The sequence below is a fragment of the Natronorubrum aibiense genome (genome assembly GCF_009392895.1).
Classification (GTDB): Archaea; Halobacteriota; Halobacteria; order Halobacteriales; family Natrialbaceae; genus Natronorubrum; species Natronorubrum aibiense.
Genome location: NZ_CP045490.1, coordinates 238,078 through 256,162 on the forward strand (window position 1 = coordinate 238,078; position 18,085 = coordinate 256,162).

Here is an 18,085-nt window from a genome sequence, read left to right on the forward strand (position 1 = left end):
AAATTGTATACATAGTAAATAAGTTAAATTCGTGAGAGATATGAATCTAGTGAGACGCCGACTATGGTAGGGGACTAATACAACTCCTATCTCTCATATGGCTTGTCTAGGCTTATCATGGAAAGCTCAGAACCAAGAACAGCGAGAGAAGAATGGGGGACCCGATTCGGCTTCCTTATGGCGATGGTGGGAGCCATGGTTGGGGCAGGAAATATCTGGAGAATGCCGTTCACCACGGGGCAAAACGGTGGAGGAGCGTTCCTCGTCGCGTACATCGTCTTGTTGTACGTCATTGCGGTTCCCGGTCTCATGGCTGAGACGATGATCGGTCGGTACACGAACAAGGGCGTCATAGGAACGTTCAATCAGATTTTTAGGAGTAAGCGTTCGCAAGGGCTCGGTGTCGTTGTTCTCATCGTCAACGTGGCGTTGATGTCGTACTATGCGCCGATCATTGGATGGGCACTCTACTACGCCGGCCACTCCTTACTTATGACGTTCACCCAGCCCGGATTCCAGCCGCAGGCGTTCTGGGACGGGTTCATCTCGAACCCAGCACTCGTCATCGGGATGCATACAGTGACTATGGCTGGGATCGCCGGTACCCTCGTCTTCGGGATCCGTCGCGGTATCGAGCGTGTAGTGAAGTGGATGATTCCGCTACTCGTCCTCGCACTGGTCGCGGTTGGGGTTCGTGGTGTCACTCTTCCCGGCGGAATGGAAGGGGTGGCATTCGTCTTTACGCCTGACTGGACATCCCTCACTCGCGGGAGTACCTGGGTTGCAGCACTCAGCCAGGCATTATTCTCGACCGGGTTAGGATGGGGAATCGCACTCACTTACGGGAGCTATCTCAGCAGATACGACGATGTTCCACTTGGTGGCGGTATGTTCACCGCGATCGGGAACACGAGTATCGGGCTATTGGCGGTGTTCGCGACGTTCCCTATCGTTTTTGCGTTCGGAATCGAACCGGCTGCGGGTTCTAATTTGCTCTTCATCTCTCTGGCCGAGGTGTTCCCTGAACTGCCCGGCGGAGCGGCGTGGGCCGCCGTGTTCTTCATCTCGTTCCTTTTCGCAACGTTCACTTCAGGTCTCGGTATCACCGAAGTCGGCGTAACGACCGTTTCCGAGGAGACACGTCTCTCACGAACCGGTTCGGTACTCGCGGTCTGCGGAGTCGTCTGGCTGTTCGGTCTCCCGAGCGCCTATTCGTCGTCGTTCCTCGATCAGATGGACTTCGTGATCGGGAGTTTCGGCCTCCCGCTAGCGACGCTGTCGATCATCGCACTCGTTGCGTGGAAGCTGGGTCCAGAGCGCGCCCGCGTCATCGACCTCAACCGTAACACCGGCATCTACGTCAGTCGGTGGTGGAATCCGGTCATCAAGTACGTTATACCAGTGGTAATGGTGTTCATCGTTGGCTTCGGTGTTGTCACGAACATCGGGACTGAAAACCAAACGTTGGTGATGGTGGGTGTTGCTCTCATGGTGGCTCTCGTCGTGATAAGTACGGCCGTGATGGGCATCATTGGAAACGCGAGTAGTTCTCCGGGACCTGTCTCAGAGGGGGGTGACTGAAATGGTGCTCTCGACCGTCACGTGGGTAACAATGTTCCTTGCGATACTCGCGTTACCTGGCGTTGCAAGTGTTGTCCTCATCAGATCACTTCGCACCGAAGAGCGGAAACTCGAGTTGCTCAGAGAACAGGGGAGTATCGACAGCTACTCGCCTCGTGCGCTACAGGAACTCCGCGAATGGATTCAGGCGCATCCGAACGATCCGTATGCACCGGAAGCACGACAGCGATACAACGAGTGTGTGCGGACGCTTCGAGAGGTCGATGAACCGTATTACGACTGGTCTGTCGAGCAGATAGAGAAACTGGAGACGATCGAAGAATGAAGATCGACGGAGATTTCGACAGCGTGCGCACGGATGCATCGTTTACGACGGTCGACACACACACAGCAGGAGAGCCAACGCGCATTCTCCTCGACGGTCTCGACCGATCCACTCTCACTGGCGACAGCGTTCGCATGAAACGCAAGTCGTTCGCCGAGCAGTATGACTGGGTTCGTGAACTGCTGATGAGAGAGCCGCGAGGTCACGACGACATGTTCGGTGCGGTCGTCGTCGAACCGCACGAGGAAATCGCTGACCTCGGCGTATTCTTCATGGACAGCGAGGGGTATTTGGATATGTGCGGTCACGGGACAATTGGCATCGTCTCGGCCCTCGTCGAACTGGGACACCTACCCGCCGAACCGACGATCAACGTTGAGACACCGGCAGGTGTCATTGAGACCAGGCCCCAGTATGCCAACGGAAGGGTCGAGCGGGTCACGATTCAGAACGTCGATTCGTTCGTCTATGACACGGCGACAGTCCCCGTCTCGTTCTCCGACTCGCCGCTTCGAGTGGATGTTGTCTACGCTGGGAACTTCTTTGCGCTGGTCGATAGCGAGCAATTGAACGCTTCTGTCGATACTACTCAAACCGACGACTTCGTCGATTGGGGACTCGAAATACGGAATGCCGTAAACAACGAACTCGAAATCGTTCACCCGTTCTCTGGCAAACCCGATGCGGTCTCTATCACTGAGATTTACGAATCCTCCGACGACGTTGACCGCAGTATTGTTGTTTTTGGCGATGGGCAGGTGGACCGCTCGCCGTGTGGGACCGGCACGTGTGCAAAGATGGCACTCTTATACGAAACCGGACATCTCTCGGTCGACGAACCGTATCTCCACGAGAGCGTCGTTGGAACCCGATTCGAGGGTCAAATTGTCGAGACGAAACAACGTGATGACATAACTCTAATAGTCCCGACAATAACTGGATCCGCCCGTATCACGGGCAAGCATACGTTCGTGAAAGATCCTCGTGACCCGATAATGAGCCTGAGTATCTCTTCGGACGAAACGTAGTTACTTCACTAAGCGACGGTGCAATAATCCTGAAGAAGCGACTCGACTTTGTTTCTAGCATCTTATTTTCACAACTACTCATCAGGCGAAACTCTCCGATTTCGATCTGAAGCTGCCAACAGGGCTGACGAAATCCCGTGGGTTTACAGTGACCCGCTTCACCTAAAGATATAGATACCGACGCACCGACGAATGCGGTTTATTCGCGGACAACTCGCCTGGATGGTTGCAGCAGTGGTTGTTCTGTCTGTCCTCGGTTCGTTTTCCTACGAGTTGTTCTTCGTCCTCTCGTTGATCGGCCTACTGATTGTCACCGAGCTTACTGCCCCATTTGCTGTTACACCTGACTGGCGGCGTCGACTTCGGTGGCTCATTCTGCTTGGACTGGTCGGCTTTGCGGTTATCGTCGTCCGCCGCATCCTCGAGATCTTGCCGCCGGAGGTGCTTCCATGGTAGCGTACCGGTTTGACGTGGAGGTGACGAGATGAATCCACTCAAGTGGATCCAAGATGGCTCCGGGTCGGGAATTGATTGACCACGAGCGTTGCTCGTCGCGCTCTCGATCACTGTACTCATTGCAGTGGGCGTCGCTGCTGGGACGTCAACAGCAGCGTTTGGTCCGTACAATCCCTCATGGGATGGAACATCATCGCACTGGTCTTCCCACTGCTCGGACTGGGCTTTCTCCCCTCGCTGGTAGGTCTATTTACCTTTCACCTACGCATTACTTCCCATCTTAACAAATACAGCTTCTGGTCTCGAGAACGTCAACGAGAGCACGGTCGAAGCTGCCCGCGGGATGGGTATGACAGAGAATCAAATACTGCGAAAGATCAAACTTCCACTGGCCGTACCCGTCATCTTCGACGGAATCCGAACGAGTGCAGTCCTCAGTGTTGGGACTGCTTATCTCGCGTTCTTTATTGGTGGCGGCGGTCTCGGCGTCTGGGTTATTACCGGAATCTCGCTGTTCAACACCCCCCCATCTGCTCGCTGGCGCGATTCCTGGCGCATTCTTAGCGATTGGCCTTGATTCGTTGTTTGCCTTCATTGAAACTCGCATCAGTGGGGAGACTCACGCCACCCAGTCACCGGCGGCCGGATAGTACTCGAGCGGTCTTCGGCAGTCGCTCTCAAAGACGGACTTGAGCATCTCTCTTGGCAACGACAGCTGTCCACGGATGATAGCACATTAATCTCGAGACCAGCATGTTTCCTCGAGAGAGCGGGATTCCACTCCCTTTCCCCTGGCGGTGATCTTATAACTGGTGAGGGATTTATCACAACAGTGACCTCCAGTTCGCTGAGCGAGACGCTCCGAGAGACACTCTCGCTTTTCGAGGAGTCCGGAGCCCCGTTGACGACGATCGAAGTGGCAGATCGACTTGGTCTCGATCGTGAGAGCTCCCACGAGCGCCTCGAGCGCCTTGTCGACTACAATGAACTCGAGACGAAGAACGTCGGCACGAGCGGACGTGTTTGGTGGCAACCACGATTGTCACCGAAACCATCATCGTCAGACCGACGTGAGCACGACCTCGAGCTGTTTCGGACCCTGCTGGACTACTCGACCGACAGCGTGCTAGTCGTCGACCCCGACACCGGGGAGTACATCGACGTCAATGAGACAGCCTGTCAGCGCTGCGGCTACTCGCGGGAGGAACTGCTCTCGCTATCCGTTCCCGATATCGAGATCAACATCGATAATCTGACCGAGTGGAACGCGTTCGTCGACGAATTGCGGGCGAGCGGAACGATCACGTTCGACGGCCGCCACCGGCGAGGCGATGGAACGACGTATCCGGTCGAGGTCACCGCGACCCACGTCGAACTCGACCGGGAGTACGTCCTCGCGGTCGCCCACGACGTGACGGAGCGCCGGAAGCGCAAACGTGAACTCGAGCGGACCAAGCGCCGCTTCGAGGCGGTCTTCGAGGATCCGAACATCCTCGCCGGCCTCCTCGAACCTGACGGGACAGTCGTTGACATCAACGGGACGGCGATGGAGTACATCGACGCCGACCTCGACGACGTGGCCGGCGACCCCTTCTGGAAGACACCATGGTGGGGAGCTGGCGAGGTGATCCGCGCCGACGTGCGGAAGTGGATCGAGCGCGCAGCGGCCGGCGAGTACGTCGATTTCGAGGCCGATCTCACCAGACCCAGTGGCGAACAATACACGCTCGACGGCGTCTTCAGACCGGTCATGAACGACGACGGTGACGTCGTCTCCATCATCATCTCCTCCCGCGACGTCACCGAGCGTAAGCAGCGTGAGCGCGAGTTACGGGAGAACGAGGAGCGGTTGCGGCTCGCTCTCGAAGCCGGGGAAATGGGGACGTGGGAACTAGACCTCCGGACCAAGGACTCGCCCATCCGCTCCCCGCAGCACGACCGCATCTTCGGCTACGACGACCCGCTCGACGAGTGGGACTTCGAGACGTTCCTCGACCACGTCCAGACGGACGAGCGCGAGGAGGTGAAACGGCGCTTCGAAGAGGCGTTCGAGACGGGAACGTGGGATTTCGAGTGCCGGATCACCCGAGCCGACGACGAGCAGCGTGTCATATCGGCCCAGGGGGAGTTCCACTTCGACAGCGAGGGAGAGCCGACTCGTGCGGTCGGCGTAGTCCAAGACATTACCGAGCGCAAGCAGCGCGAACGCGAACTCGAAGAGTCCGAACGGCGCTACCACACGCTGGCCGATCACTTCCCGAACGGGGCTGTCGCCCTCGTCGACGAGGACTTCCGGTACGTCACCTTCGGCGGTACCCCGGAGGGCGACACAGACGTGACGCGTGCGGACCTCGAGGGGAAGCCGCTTCGAGACGCATTGCCCCAAGAGCTGGCAGACGTCGTCGTCCCCCGATACGAGGCCGCGCTTGATGGCCAAGCATCCGAATTCGAGAGCACGATCGGCGATCGGGTCTACCAGTTCTATTTCATGCCGGTTCGAGACGACAGCGGGGACATCTTCGCCGCCATTGGAATGTCCCAAGACATCACCGAACGCAGACAGGCCGAGGAGAACCTCCAGAAGAGCAAAGAACGGTTCCATGCGCTGGTCACTGCAAGTTCAGACGTAGTGTATCGCATGAGCCCCGATTGGAGCGAGATGCACGAACTCGAAGGCAAAGAGTTCCTCGCCGATACGGACGAACTGACCAGTAACTGGCTGGATAAATATATCCATCCGGACGATCAGCCGCGAGTCACAGAGGCCATTGACAAAGCAATCGAGACAAAGAGCACGTTCGAGTTGGAATACCGGGTGGAACAGGACGATGGGAGCACGGGCTGGACATTCTCGCGTGCGGTACCGATGCTGGACGAGGACGGTAAGATCGACGAATGGATCGGAATGGCGAGCGATATCACCGAGCGAAAACGACGCGAGCGAGCGCTCGAGCGGTCCGAGCAGCGCTACCGCACGCTCGCGAATCACTTCCCCAACGGTGCCGTCACGCTGTTCGATGACGATCTGAAGTACACGCTTCTGGCCGGGCAGGGGTTTGAGCAGATCTCCATCGATCCGGATGAGGCCGCGGGACGTAGCGTCGGTGAGGTTTGGGGCGAAGACATCGCCGAGACACTGGAACCGATGTATCGCGACGCGCTCGCCGGTGATGATCGGACGGTCGAACTTTCCTACGAAGGCCGAGAGTGGATGGTCCACGCCGTTCCGATCACTGACGAGGAGGGCACGGTGTTCGCTGGCATGGCGATGGTCCAGGACATCACCGAGCAGAAGGAGCACGAACGGTACCTTCGGGACGCCAAATCCCAGCTCGAGGCGGCAACGGAGGCCGGCGCGATCGGGACGTGGGAGTGGGACGTCCAGAACGACGAGATGATCGTCGGGCAGTCGTTCGCGCGGACCTTCGGCGTCGATCCGGACGCGGCCCAGCAGGGCGTCTCGCTCGATCAGTTCATCGACGCCGTCCACGAGAACGACCGTGAGCGAGTGGTCGCCCAGATCGAGGACACCATCGAGACCTGCGGCGAGTACGAATCGGAGTACCGCGTCTGGAACGCCGACGGGGAACTCCGCTGGGTCGTCGCACGTGGTCGCGTCGAATGCGACGACGACGGCAGTGCGCTGACGTTCCCCGGCGCGCTGACCGATATCACCGAGCGCAAGCACGCCGAACTCGAGCGCCAGCGGACCATGGAGCAGTTGGAGACGCTGGTCGATATCCTCCCGATCGGCGTTGTCGTTGCCGACGCAAACGGGTCGCTGATCAGAGCCAACGACACGGCTAGGGAGATCTGGGGTGGCGACGTGTTCGACGCGGAGTCGATCACGGAGTACGACAAGTACCCCGCGGTGTGGGCGGATACGGACGAGCCGGTCACTTTGGACGACTGGACGATGTCCCAAGTCCTCCACGGAGCCGAGGTTACGGAGCCGAACATCTACGAGATCAGCGCATTCGACGGCGAACAACGCATCATCATGGAGCACGGCATGCCGATCAGAGACGAGTATGGCGACGTGAGCCGCGCCGTCGTCACCCTGACGGATATCACCGAACGCCGCGAGTACCAGCGCAAACTCGAGGAATCCAACGAGCGGTTGGAACAGTTTGCCTACGCGGCCTCCCATGACCTTCAGGAGCCGCTCCGAATGGTCACGAGCTACCTCCAGTTGCTCGAGAAGCGCTATGACGACGCCTTCGACGAGGACGGTGAGGAGTTCCTCGAATTCGCCGTCGACGGGGCCGAGCGGATGCGTGAGATGATCGGCGGCCTCCTCGAGTACTCCCGCGTCGAGACGCGTGGCGATCCGTTCGAACCGACGGATCTGAACGCCCTTCTCGACGACGTGCTCGTTGACCTTCAGCTCCAGATCGAGGGGAATGACGCCGAGATCACCGCCGAAGACCTCCCGCGTGTCGAGGGCGACGCCGGTCAGCTGCGGCAGGTCCTCCAGAATCTCCTCTCGAACGCGCTCACGTACAGCGGGGACGAGCCGCCGCGGGTTCATGTCAGTGCCCACCGCCGTCGGGGGAAGTGGGTAATCTCGGTCGCAGATGATGGGATCGGAATTAATCCCGAGAATCAAGACCGCATCTTCACGGTGTTTGACCGACTCCACAGCCGCGAGGAGTACGACGGCACCGGGATCGGCCTCGCACTCTGTGAACGGATCGTCGAGCGTCACGGCGGCGACATCTGGGTCGACTCCGAACCGGGCGAGGGCGCGACGTTCTCGTTTACGCTGCCGGCGGCAGATGCTGCAGATAAGTGACCACGACAGCGACCCGGATTGATACAAACGGTCTGTTAAATACAGAGGGAGACTGCAGCAATACAGTTTGTTACTCTTTTTTGCCCCCTTGACAGCATCGTCAGCTTATTCGATCCGAATCTCCCCCCGCATCGTGTCCGGATGTTGCCGACAGACGTATTCGGCCATTTCATCAGTGGCTTCGAATTCGAAGATATCGTCCTCACCAGGGTCATCGGTGACTTCGGTTTCATGCTCGTCGACGACTTCGTCATCCTCGTCGACAAGTTCGAGATTGTGGGACCCACCATTGCCCTGCTCCCATCCGATCTCGTATTCTTCACCCTCTTCGAGGACGAGCGTGGGATTCTCTTCTCCTTCTATTTCTTCGGGCTCCGCGCCTACCCAATCCGACGTCTCCCCTTCCAATATGATCGTGGTACCGGTTTCGATCTCGATTCCATCGTCGGACTCATCATCGGTGTCGTCGTCCCCGTCGTGGTGGTCGTCTTCGTCATGGTGATCATCGTCATCGTGATGATCGTGGCCAGCCACGGGCGCAATCATACCGAGCGTACCCACTGTGACTGTGCTGGCTTTCACTACTGTTCGGCGCAAGATTCCGTCATCTGTGGAGGTTCTATCAGTCATTGTCTTTCCCCATCTACTGCTGAGTTCTCAGCCGAGGGAACGCACGTCAGCATACGATATATACTTAGTCTGCACCGCTCAATTAAATCGCGCTTAAAGATTCATCAAGATACAAGGCGGATACCCCGACCCTTGAGGTCGGGGAGGAAGCCGACATTCGATGGCGCAAACCACGTTCAATGGCAAGGCTGACTCCCCCACATTCAATATTTAGCTGTAAGTAGCTCTAACTATCCTAATGAAGTATAGCGGTTGTTCGGAACATCCAACTCAAACTCGACGTTCCCGAGGACGATCACGAAGTCCTCGATGAGACGTTCGAGCAGTTCCGACACGCGGCGCAACACGTCGCAGACTACGGATGGGCGACAACCCCTACAACATCACGGAGACGAAAAACACGCTCCACGACGAGACGTATTCCGATGTCCGTGAGAAACTCACCCTGCAATCCAGTCTGGTTCAAAGTGCCCGTAACCTCGCAGCAACGGCACTCGGCAACTGCAAAGACCGAATAATCGAAGACGGTGAGAAAGCCAGCAAACCCGAGTTCCGAGGAAGCGTCGTCGTCTACAACGGTCGAACCATCACGTACAACGACGACCACGTTTCTCTCGCCACCACAGACACGCGAGTGACCGCTGAATACGTCACGCCCGCCAACAAGGAGGGGACACCGTTTGAGGACTACTGGACTGACGAATGGGAGAAAGCCGAAGCAACGCTCCACAAGCGTGATGGTACGTACTACCTCCACGTCGCTGTGAAGACAGACGTTGAACCTGATTCGAGCGACGGCGAAGCCGAGAACGGAGTGGTTCTTGGTGTCGATTTGAACGTGGATGGATACCTCGCTGTCACCAGTACGGGAGCGTTCCTCGGTAATGCGGACTACCTCAATCATCGCCGCGACGAATACGAACGTCGTCGTGGAAACCTGCAACAGACAGGCACTCGTTCCGCCCACCTCACGCTTCAGTCAATTGGCGACCGATTCGCACGGTGGAGCGCGGACTACCTCCACCGCGTCTCAAAAGCAATCGTCCGTGAAGCCGTTGAGAACGATTGCGCAGCGATTGCGTTCGAGAACTTGGAGCACATCCGCGAGCGTATCTCGAACGCTTCAAAGTTCCAGCAGTGGGCGTTCAGGGAACTCCAACGCCACGTCGAATACAAAGCCGACGAATACGGCATCAACGTGGACGACGTTGCGCCTGCCTATACGAGTCAGCGGTGCAGCCACGGTGAGTGTGGGTTCACGCACGAGGACAACCGTGATGGTGATGAGTTTGAGTGTCTGAAGTGCGGAAAGCAGTTACACAGCGATTACAACGCCGCTCGGAACGTCGGGTGGCGTCTTGTTCAGCACTGGCTCAAGTCTAGTGCTGAACGAGCCACCAGTCAACTGGCTCTCAAGTCAGGGACGTTGAACGCGAACGGTCGGTTTCGACCTACTGCGCTACGTAGTTAGAGCGGGAGTCCACTGATAAGCCTCGGGGCTTGACCCCGAGGTAGTTGACCAATTTGTACTACATCCGAGCTATGTATTCAGCACGACTGCTGAAATATATCACGGATTTAGGGTTTCAACAGAGCATAAAAATACGATAAGCGTGTTTGCCGACCGTTATTCCGGTGGAAGTGACTTGTAGTGCCAGTCTCCACGTTCGGGAATGTCCTCAGCAGCAGTGGGATCGACATTGTACAGAGACCCGTCAGCGGTCGCTTCGAAGATACTCATGAGTTGTTCGAGCGCCAATCGATTGAGGTGTCCCTGTGATTTCTGTCCGACACCAGCCCGGTGCTCAAGCAGGATACTGCCGAGTCCGCGCAGGCCGTACCCGTTTCGTGCGATCCCTGGATATGTACCGCCGGGATATTGCGTAATATTAGCGTAGCCGAACGGTTGGGCGTGATCGTATATTACGCGGCACAGTTGCTTCGAGAGATTCTGTGGCCCCTCTTCGACGTGCTCGTTGATAGGCCAGAAGATAGAACTCTTAATCATGTCCCCGTCGTCGTCTTTGTACGTTCCTTGATTATGGACGTCAGCGATCCAGAGCGGATCGACTGCTTCAACGGTTTCCTGCACTGCGACCGCTTCCGGAATCGGATTCTCGGGATACTCGTCGGGGTAGTTCTGATACAGTCGACTCTCCTCCCAGTCTGGATCGTGATACCGATTGATATCCCACCCGACACCCTCAGAGCCCGCCGTAAAGAACCCCTCACTGGTATCTCTCGCGGGTGCGTCCGAATCAATGTTGTAGCGCTGTGGGATCTCGGCACCGTCGACGTTCACGCGGGGAACCACGTGAACCGTAAGTTCGTCAAGGATGTCTTGCGCAACCGTTCCGTTGTTCCCGAGGAGGCTCAGGAGGTTGGTAAGGACGGCTTCCGTTCCCGTCGGTTCATTCCCGTGTTGTTGTGTGATAACGAAGACGTCCTCGGCCCCATCGCCAACTGTCGCGCGAAAAATATCTCGCCCTTGGTTCGACTGGCCAATCGTATCGACCGAGACACGTCCCTGTGTGTTCTGTTCGATCTGCTCGAGACGCTTGACTAACTCTTCGTAGTCGTAAAACCCGTCGTAGCGAACTTCCTGCTCTCCTGTGAGCCACGGCCCGTTCGGAACGATATGGTCGTCATCATGACCTGCCGAAGCAACACCACTGACAGCCCCGACGGTGACTGCTCCACCAAGGGTCTTCAGCACTGTACGTCTGGTTGATTTGAGATAATTTCTATTCATCTGCGAATATAATTCTATACCAACGATCACATAAATATGAATGTCTTTCTCACACATTGAAAGTGGTTTGCTCAATCTCGCAGCCGACTGCTGGTGACAAAGTCGACCACCTCGAGTTGCTGGAAGATCCGCCGGCGATCCTACGGGATAGTTGCTGCACCGGTGCGCTCACAGATGAGACACTCGAGGATCCCGAGACGCTTCGAGAGGCGTTTATCGAGTGAGCCACCGACCTCGAGGATCGTGATCGCTTCCTCTACATCGAGATTTCACTCGAGCAGACCGAACTCAACTGCAATCGAACTCAGGTGCAGCCGAGATCAGCGCTGCTAGCACTGTTCTGGACGACAATCTCAGTATCTTCCTCACCCTGAATCCGGAGTTTTCGATACTAATCCGCCGAAACGCACAAGTCATTATCGTACGAATCATTATGTAGAGTATGACCTTCTACGACCGGGATGACGAACTCGCTGCACTCGAGACTGCGTTCAATTCTCCCGGCCACGATTTCTACGTCATCTACGGGCGACGCCGCATCGGGAAAATGAAATTGCTCAAAGAATTACTGTACTGACCGTCCCCACATATACTACCTCGCAGCTCAAGAAGCCGAACACCGCCAGTGTGAGAAGTTCGTTGAAAACGAGAACTCAGGGCTGATGGCTCAGCCCGTGGTCCATGGACAGAACAGTCCACGGAGTGGATACCGATCGGTGCCACGCTTCCAGTGGGACGACCATGAGTGGCAACACTCTGGTCTTTCGACCAACGAAGAATCCACAAACCGCGAGAGAGCCCGTAAGGAATCTCTCCCTACGGTGTCAGCATAGCCTGACTCACACGTAGGAATCCCACGACTTCAGTCGTGTGGAGGAAGTCAAGCAGACCTCCTTGGGATCTACGAGTACCCACCAAACAAGGAAAAGCGCGGCTTGCCGTGGAAATTCTACGGCTTTACTGAGTATGGTGCCGATGTCCTCGGAGACTTCAATTATCTCAAGGGCGTTCCGATGGCCCGTGCTGTTCATCAAAAAACGCGAAAGCCCGAAAAGATTGAGCGGCACGAAACAGCTCCACGACCGCCCCTCGCAAAACCAGTCCGTGCGACGTTCCAACTCGACGATAAGACATAAGGCCGGCTTCCGTCTCCTCGAGATTATACGAGGTGCAGGCGCAATACCACGGCGTTCACGCCGTGGATACGCGCCGTCACAGAACGGCGCCAACCACCGAGAACAGCACGGCAGGATATTCCACCGTCTTTAATCTGAACCTTTACAAGAAAAGCGAGTATGACACTGACCTACGACTCGAAAAGCGAGTTCGAGACAGAGTGGACGCCGATCAAGCGGCCGTTCATCCCCGACGTTAACTTACCAGACGCGAATTATTCGCGTGACATCTCATCCTGATACACCCTACAGATGGGGGTCACCTGCTCTTCCAGCAGGCAATACACACGAACTGTCTGCATCGCCGGATGACGAGGAACTCTGGCCGGCTGCCCTTCTGTTGAGCATTCCAAGGCTGTGGAGTCGTCCCAATCGGCCGAGTTGCGTTCATCAGTAGAGCAATCTGTGCAGATCGAACCAGATAGTGATGGTATCGAGGCGTTCGCAGCGATGTACATCAGAGAAGCAGATGGTGTGCAGATACCGAAGGAGGAATTGTTTCAGGCATACTCGAGATGGACTGATCAGCACGACATTGATGGTACAAACGCGAGCTGGTTCGGTCGGAAGCTTGCGAACGTCGTTGAGTATGAAGATGACCGTATCAGAGACGGCGACAATCTGGTAACAGTCTACACTGGAATCGACCTGACCGGCGATGGATCAAAGCTCCTTGAATGAGATTCATATCATAACGATGTCTGTATTTCAAGAGAATAAAACACCGGATACCTCTGCATGAGCACTAGTATTCTGATCTCCACTTATCAGGCCATTTGCGCGCCAATTTTTGGTTTACACCACTATTTGTTCAGGGCAAATTAATTGTTCAGGTTAAAAATCTGAAAAATGTTCAGGGTAAAACCGCAGGACGGAAGCGATGTTCATGGCAAATCGAGGGTCAAAACCAACTAGTATAGAAGGGATAGCCCCCGTTGGACAGGGTAGCGAACAGCCCACTGAATTTCGCTGTGTTTGTCAACATCGTGATAGTGAGTGCACGATGTCCAAATGGACGTATATTACGAGGTCGATCGATGATGTCTGAGAGTGCTGTCTCGGTACTCCCCGAGGAACTACGTGAGCGCGACCAGTGGGTCTGCTGGAAAGAAGAACCTCGAGATGGGAAGCCGACGAAGATACCAGTGACGCCAGGCAGTGGTGCGTTCGCATCATCGACGGATCCCGAAACATGGGCGTCGTTCGAGACAGCGCTCGAGTACGCCGGCACGGAGAACGCCGATGGTATCGGCTTCGTCTTTACCGACGACGATCCTATCGTCGGCGTGGATCTGGATGACTGTCGAAGTCCCGAAAGCGGCGACGTCGACGATACAGCACTGGACATCATTGAACGACTCGATTCCTATACGGAGATCTCTCCGTCGGGTACTGAGTTTCATGTGCTCATCAAGGGAGAGCTCCCGGATGGACGGAACCGCCGTGGCAGCATCGAACTGTATGACACTGCTCGGTTTTTCACCGTGACTGGCGACCATCTCGAGGACACGCCACCTCGTGTTGCACGTCGGCAGGACGCGCTCATCGCGATCCATCGTGAGTACGTCCAGGACACTGAGCCGGACTCAGAGCACGAATCTGGGAACCGTCGCACTAGGGACGAGACGGAAACGAGGGGTAGTGCAGCCCATACTGACGTTGATCTCGAGGACGAGGACCGGCTCGAGCGAACACGGAACGCATCGAACGGCGAGAAATTCGAGCGGTTGTGGCGTGGCTCAACTGCTGGATACGAGAGTCAGTCAGAGGCGGACATGGCGCTGTGCTGTCTGCTGGCGTTCTGGACTGGTGGGGATCAGCAGCAGATGGATCGGCTCTTCCGCAAATCGGGACTGCTCCGAGACAAGTGGGATGAAGTCCACTATGCTGACGGCTCTACGTACGGCGAAAAGACCATCGAACGAGCGATCGCGAGCACCTCTGAGTTCTACGATCCGGACACTCGAGAGACGGCAACCGAATCAGCTCCCAGAACAAGCGAGCCGTCGACCACTGCTAGCCGTGACGAATCAAAGCGGACTCAGAATCGTGCGTATCTGGTCGAGAAGAATCGACTGTTGACTGACCGTATCGACGAACTCGAGACCACGCTCGAACAGAAAACTGAACGTATCAATCGTCTCGAGGCAACGATCGAGGATCTCGAAACCGAACTTGCAGAGCGTAACCGAGAGATCGAGCAGACTCGAGAAGAACAAGCTGAGACGATGTCCGACTGTGATACCGCTTCAGAGACAGCCTCTCTGTGGGGACGATTATTCGGAGGTAGCTCCAAGTAACAGTCATTGGGAGGATCGTTTCTTCAATTCAGAGTAAGATATGATAGGAGCACTCGATTCGGTAAGTAAGTCTGCGAACTGAGCACCGTCTACAGAAAGTATTTGGATGAATTCTGTAATGTAGTTGAATGATGTTTGGGACTTTGATATTGAATATTTACTCCGATTGGTATGTGTGTGGCTCGTCGTCCTTCCGTTGATTGCTATTGTCGGTTCTGATACGTTTTTCTTTCTTGCACACCGGACGATGGCTCTTCTGAGAGTCTGTGAAGGGTATGGGTGTGTCTCGTTTGGTATCACGGTGGGAGTCGCTTATATCGCGGTGATTTCTGTTCCAGTGGCTATTACTATTCTCTGGGTTTGGGACAGATTAGAAATCAGTAGTGGGAACTAAGGTGGCTGTACTTGTCACGAGTTTCGTGAGTCTTTCAGAATGAAGAAACAGGGCAATGGTCTACCGATACCCTCGCGACTGTGATGTCGTGTTTATCATCCCGAGAAGGGTGCGGGCGGTCGAACTGCCCCGAGATAGCGTATGACTTCTGAGCGACAGCACCCACGAGACCGTGGTATCGATCGAGCACCAGCCCACCGACAGCCCACTGAACCACCCTGGTCCGGCCTCGAGTTGCGCATTCCGAACGACCGAAGTCGGGAGTCACTTATCTCATTCGTCGAGTGTGTTCTCGTCGAACTCACGCATGCAGACGTCGGTGCCGAGTATCGATCGTCGAACGTTTGGGGAGTCAAACGAACCCAGTACATCGCCGCCGAGACGACCGGCCAGCTCTTCAGGAAGCGCCATTACGACGAACAGCTTGGCAGGCACGAACACATGATGTCTCGGCAGGACGTGCGTAATGAACTGATCAAACGCCTCGCACGGCCTGCGTCACTGGCGACGAACCAGAGTCATGAACATCCTGTTGAAGAACCAGATACGTTCCAGGTGAAGCCAACGTGGCAACTGCGAACAGGTCGACGGACCAGCAAGAGGTAGTCACCAGCCGTCGGTACTCCAGCCTGTTGTTGGACGTAGGTCACTGACTCCAGTACGTATCATGCAGTGTCTTCGACTTGACTGTACTTCCAGCATTAGAACAGACTGGCACTCGTTCCGCACACCTCACGATTCAGTCCATCGGCAGTCGCTTCTCGGACTGGTCGTTGGACTGGCTCCACAACCGCGCTAACGAGCTCATCGCTGAAGCGCACGATGCAGATGTGGACGGTATCATTTTCGAGAACCTTGATCACATCCGCGAGAACATCGCTAATGGGTCGAAGTTCCAGCAGTGGGCCTACGCGAAGTTCGTAGAATTCGTGGAGTACAAGGTTGAGTCCACACGGAGTTGTTCGTGGACACGGTAAACCCTGCTTATACGAGTCAGCGGTGTAGTCACTGTGGGTTTACCCACGAGGACAACCGCGACGACAAGCAGTTCGAGTGCGTGGATTGTGGGTATGAGGTGAACGCGGATTACAACACGGCGAAGAACATTGCCGTCCGATACTGTGGGTATATCCATCGCGGGCAGAAGTCTCGCGGTGGATGGGCTACCAGTCAACTGGCCCTCAAGTCAAGGACGTTGAACGTGAACGGCGATTACACGCCTGCCGAGTTACTCGGGTAGAACGGGAGTCCACTGACAAGCCTCGGGGCTTGACCCCGAGGCGGTTGACTTGACGGATTTGAGCTACGAGTCTATGAGCAGCTCACCAATATACTGTTGTTCCCATGCGCGGCGCGCTTCGGTCTCGCGTCGACCACGGCGCGTTAGTGAGTAGTAGTTCGTTCGTCGGTCGACACTCCCTTTTTCCACGAGTCCTTTGTCGACAAGTGTGTCGAGGTTCGGATACAGTCGTCCGGCGTGGATATCTTTCTCGTAGTAGTTCTCGAGTTCGTCTTTGATCGCAAGTCCGTGTGGCTCCTCGTGGCCGGCGATTGTATAGAGCAAGTCGCGTTGAAAGCCAGTCAAATCGTACATACTCTGACCTATGGAAGCAGGCGAGTTAATTATAGGGAACATAGACTTTCTTGATAAACAATATTGTCGGTGAAAGCCGGTCGCGAATCTTCGATCCGCTCGGTCGTGTGCGGTTACGTCACCAGCGGCAGCATGGAACCGGAGATTGACGCCGACAACGGCTTCGTCACTATTCTGGTCGCCGTCACAGGGGACCCGAAATCGGGTGTCGGAGTCTACGAGTCGATCGACGGCAAGTTGGTAACTCACCGTGTCGTCGACGTGACCACAGGCGGCTACGTGACACGTGACGATGCGAACCCGATACCGATCAGGACCTGGGTGATCCACACATCACTGGCGATCAGATCGTTGCGACGGCTCTGCAACTCGACGGCACGGGTCTCACGATCCCAAAGCTGGGAACGGCAGCAGGTTGTATGACCGTGGCGGCCACGCTTGAGGCACTCAGACGACGGGCCACTACGAGCGGGCAATCGACAAGCGGCGGTCTCTGCACGTATCACCCCGCTTCGTGACCACCGGACTCTACGACGTCCGTCCGTGGCTACCGTTCGGTGTGATCACCGCCTCGATCAACGATAGTGCGTACGCGCTTGGTCGTGCTCTCGTCGGCAAGGACGTCCGTGAAAGACGGACATAGGTTCGGTACCAGAGTTACCACGAGGGCTCGACGTACAGTATCGACAGCGACGAACCACTTGAGGAGACGAAGATAGAAACCGAGACCGTAACAGCGCCGTGCACTGATGATCCGCTCCGCACAGTCGGTGGGCCGACGCTGGTTGCCACTGGCGTCGTCGGTGCCGGCGCAGTCGGCCTCGCGTGCTGGCGGTCACCCACCGACACTGAACACGCCTGTCTTGCCTATCGGGCTGATCGCGACACACTCGAGGACGTAATCGTTTGTGTCGACCGTCCCGTAAAACACGCTACTCACGACCAGCACATCGCCACCGTCCCGACATTATAGTAGCCACTGAAAATCACTGCACACCCGATCGCACGACAGTTGTGCGATCAGTGTGTAAATCGGTTCAGTTGTTACTGGAGGT

The 18,085-nt window shown here is 56.1% G+C and carries 11 protein-coding genes and 6 pseudogenes; 14 read left to right on the forward strand and 3 right to left on the reverse strand.

Features of this window, described 5'->3' with window-relative positions:
* Positions 1 to 117: 117 nt before the first annotated feature.
* The 6 genes and pseudogenes from GCU68_RS19625 (at position 118) to GCU68_RS19650 (ending at position 8,185) form a co-directional block, all read left to right on the forward strand.
* Positions 118 to 1,581, forward strand: coding sequence for a sodium-dependent transporter (locus tag GCU68_RS19625; RefSeq protein WP_152944324.1), 1,464 nt, complete (start codon positions 118 to 120; stop codon positions 1,579 to 1,581).
* A gap of 1 nt (position 1,582) precedes the next feature.
* Positions 1,583 to 1,906, forward strand: a complete 324-nt coding sequence (locus tag GCU68_RS19630) for a hypothetical protein (protein WP_152944325.1) — start codon at positions 1,583 to 1,585, stop codon at positions 1,904 to 1,906.
* Positions 1,903 to 2,934, forward strand: a complete 1,032-nt coding sequence (locus tag GCU68_RS19635; RefSeq protein WP_152944326.1) for a proline racemase family protein — start codon at positions 1,903 to 1,905, stop codon at positions 2,932 to 2,934. The genes GCU68_RS19630 and GCU68_RS19635 overlap by 4 nt, the downstream gene beginning before the upstream one ends.
* 192 nt (positions 2,935 to 3,126) lie before the next feature.
* Positions 3,127 to 3,390 (forward strand): hypothetical protein, encoded by a 264-nt coding sequence (locus tag GCU68_RS19640; protein WP_152944327.1) that lies wholly within the window; start codon positions 3,127 to 3,129, stop codon positions 3,388 to 3,390.
* A 189-nt stretch (positions 3,391 to 3,579) separates the two neighbouring features.
* Positions 3,580 to 4,040, forward strand: a pseudogene (locus GCU68_RS22095) (ABC transporter permease); the annotation flags it as partial.
* A gap of 182 nt (positions 4,041 to 4,222) precedes the next feature.
* The gene (locus GCU68_RS19650; RefSeq protein ID WP_193565107.1) at positions 4,223 to 8,185 is read left to right on the forward strand and encodes a PAS domain-containing sensor histidine kinase; all 3,963 of its coding nucleotides are present in this window, start codon (positions 4,223 to 4,225) and stop codon (positions 8,183 to 8,185) included.
* Positions 8,186 to 8,290: 105 nt separating this feature from the next.
* Here the strand turns inward: GCU68_RS19650 and GCU68_RS19655 are convergent, their stop codons facing one another.
* On the reverse strand, positions 8,291 to 8,731 hold the full coding sequence (locus GCU68_RS19655) for a hypothetical protein (RefSeq protein WP_152944328.1): 441 nt from the start codon (positions 8,729 to 8,731) through the stop codon (positions 8,291 to 8,293).
* Positions 8,732 to 9,060: 329 nt separating this feature from the next.
* Between GCU68_RS19655 and GCU68_RS19660 the strand changes: the two are divergent.
* A pseudogene (locus GCU68_RS19660) lies at positions 9,061 to 10,286 on the forward strand (RNA-guided endonuclease InsQ/TnpB family protein).
* A 156-nt stretch (positions 10,287 to 10,442) separates the two neighbouring features.
* Here GCU68_RS19660 and GCU68_RS19665 read toward each other — a convergent pair.
* On the reverse strand, positions 10,443 to 11,624 hold the full coding sequence (locus GCU68_RS19665; protein ID WP_152944329.1) for a M14 family zinc carboxypeptidase: 1,182 nt from the start codon (positions 11,622 to 11,624) through the stop codon (positions 10,443 to 10,445).
* 5 nt (positions 11,625 to 11,629) lie between these two features.
* Between GCU68_RS19665 and GCU68_RS21475 the strand changes: the two genes are divergently transcribed.
* From GCU68_RS21475 to GCU68_RS22100, 6 genes and pseudogenes are all read left to right on the forward strand, one after another.
* The gene (locus GCU68_RS21475; protein ID WP_152944330.1) at positions 11,630 to 11,791 is read left to right on the forward strand and encodes a hypothetical protein; all 162 of its coding nucleotides are present in this window, start codon (positions 11,630 to 11,632) and stop codon (positions 11,789 to 11,791) included.
* A gap of 218 nt (positions 11,792 to 12,009) precedes the next feature.
* Positions 12,010 to 12,211, forward strand: a pseudogene (locus GCU68_RS19675) (ATP-binding protein); the annotation flags it as partial.
* Positions 12,212 to 12,853: 642 nt separating this feature from the next.
* A pseudogene (locus GCU68_RS19685) lies at positions 12,854 to 13,423 on the forward strand (hypothetical protein); the annotation flags it as partial.
* Positions 13,424 to 13,779: 356 nt separating this feature from the next.
* Positions 13,780 to 15,042, forward strand: a complete 1,263-nt coding sequence (locus GCU68_RS19690) for a phage NrS-1 polymerase family protein (RefSeq protein WP_152944331.1) — start codon at positions 13,780 to 13,782, stop codon at positions 15,040 to 15,042.
* 535 nt (positions 15,043 to 15,577) lie between these two features.
* Positions 15,578 to 16,042, forward strand: coding sequence for a hypothetical protein (locus tag GCU68_RS22145; protein ID WP_227015115.1), 465 nt, complete (start codon positions 15,578 to 15,580; stop codon positions 16,040 to 16,042).
* Between the two features lie 95 nt (positions 16,043 to 16,137).
* Positions 16,138 to 16,676, forward strand: a pseudogene (locus GCU68_RS22100) (RNA-guided endonuclease InsQ/TnpB family protein); the annotation flags it as partial.
* A gap of 63 nt (positions 16,677 to 16,739) precedes the next feature.
* On the opposite strand, the gene GCU68_RS19700 reads toward GCU68_RS22100, so the two are convergent.
* Positions 16,740 to 17,030: a PadR family transcriptional regulator gene (locus tag GCU68_RS19700; protein ID WP_152944332.1), complete on the reverse strand. Its 291-nt coding sequence runs from the start codon at positions 17,028 to 17,030 to the stop codon at positions 16,740 to 16,742.
* A gap of 676 nt (positions 17,031 to 17,706) precedes the next feature.
* Between GCU68_RS19700 and GCU68_RS22150 the strand changes: the two are divergent.
* Positions 17,707 to 18,003 (forward strand): annotated as a pseudogene (locus GCU68_RS22150) (DUF5305 family protein); the annotation flags it as partial.
* Positions 18,004 to 18,085 lie beyond the last annotated feature (82 nt).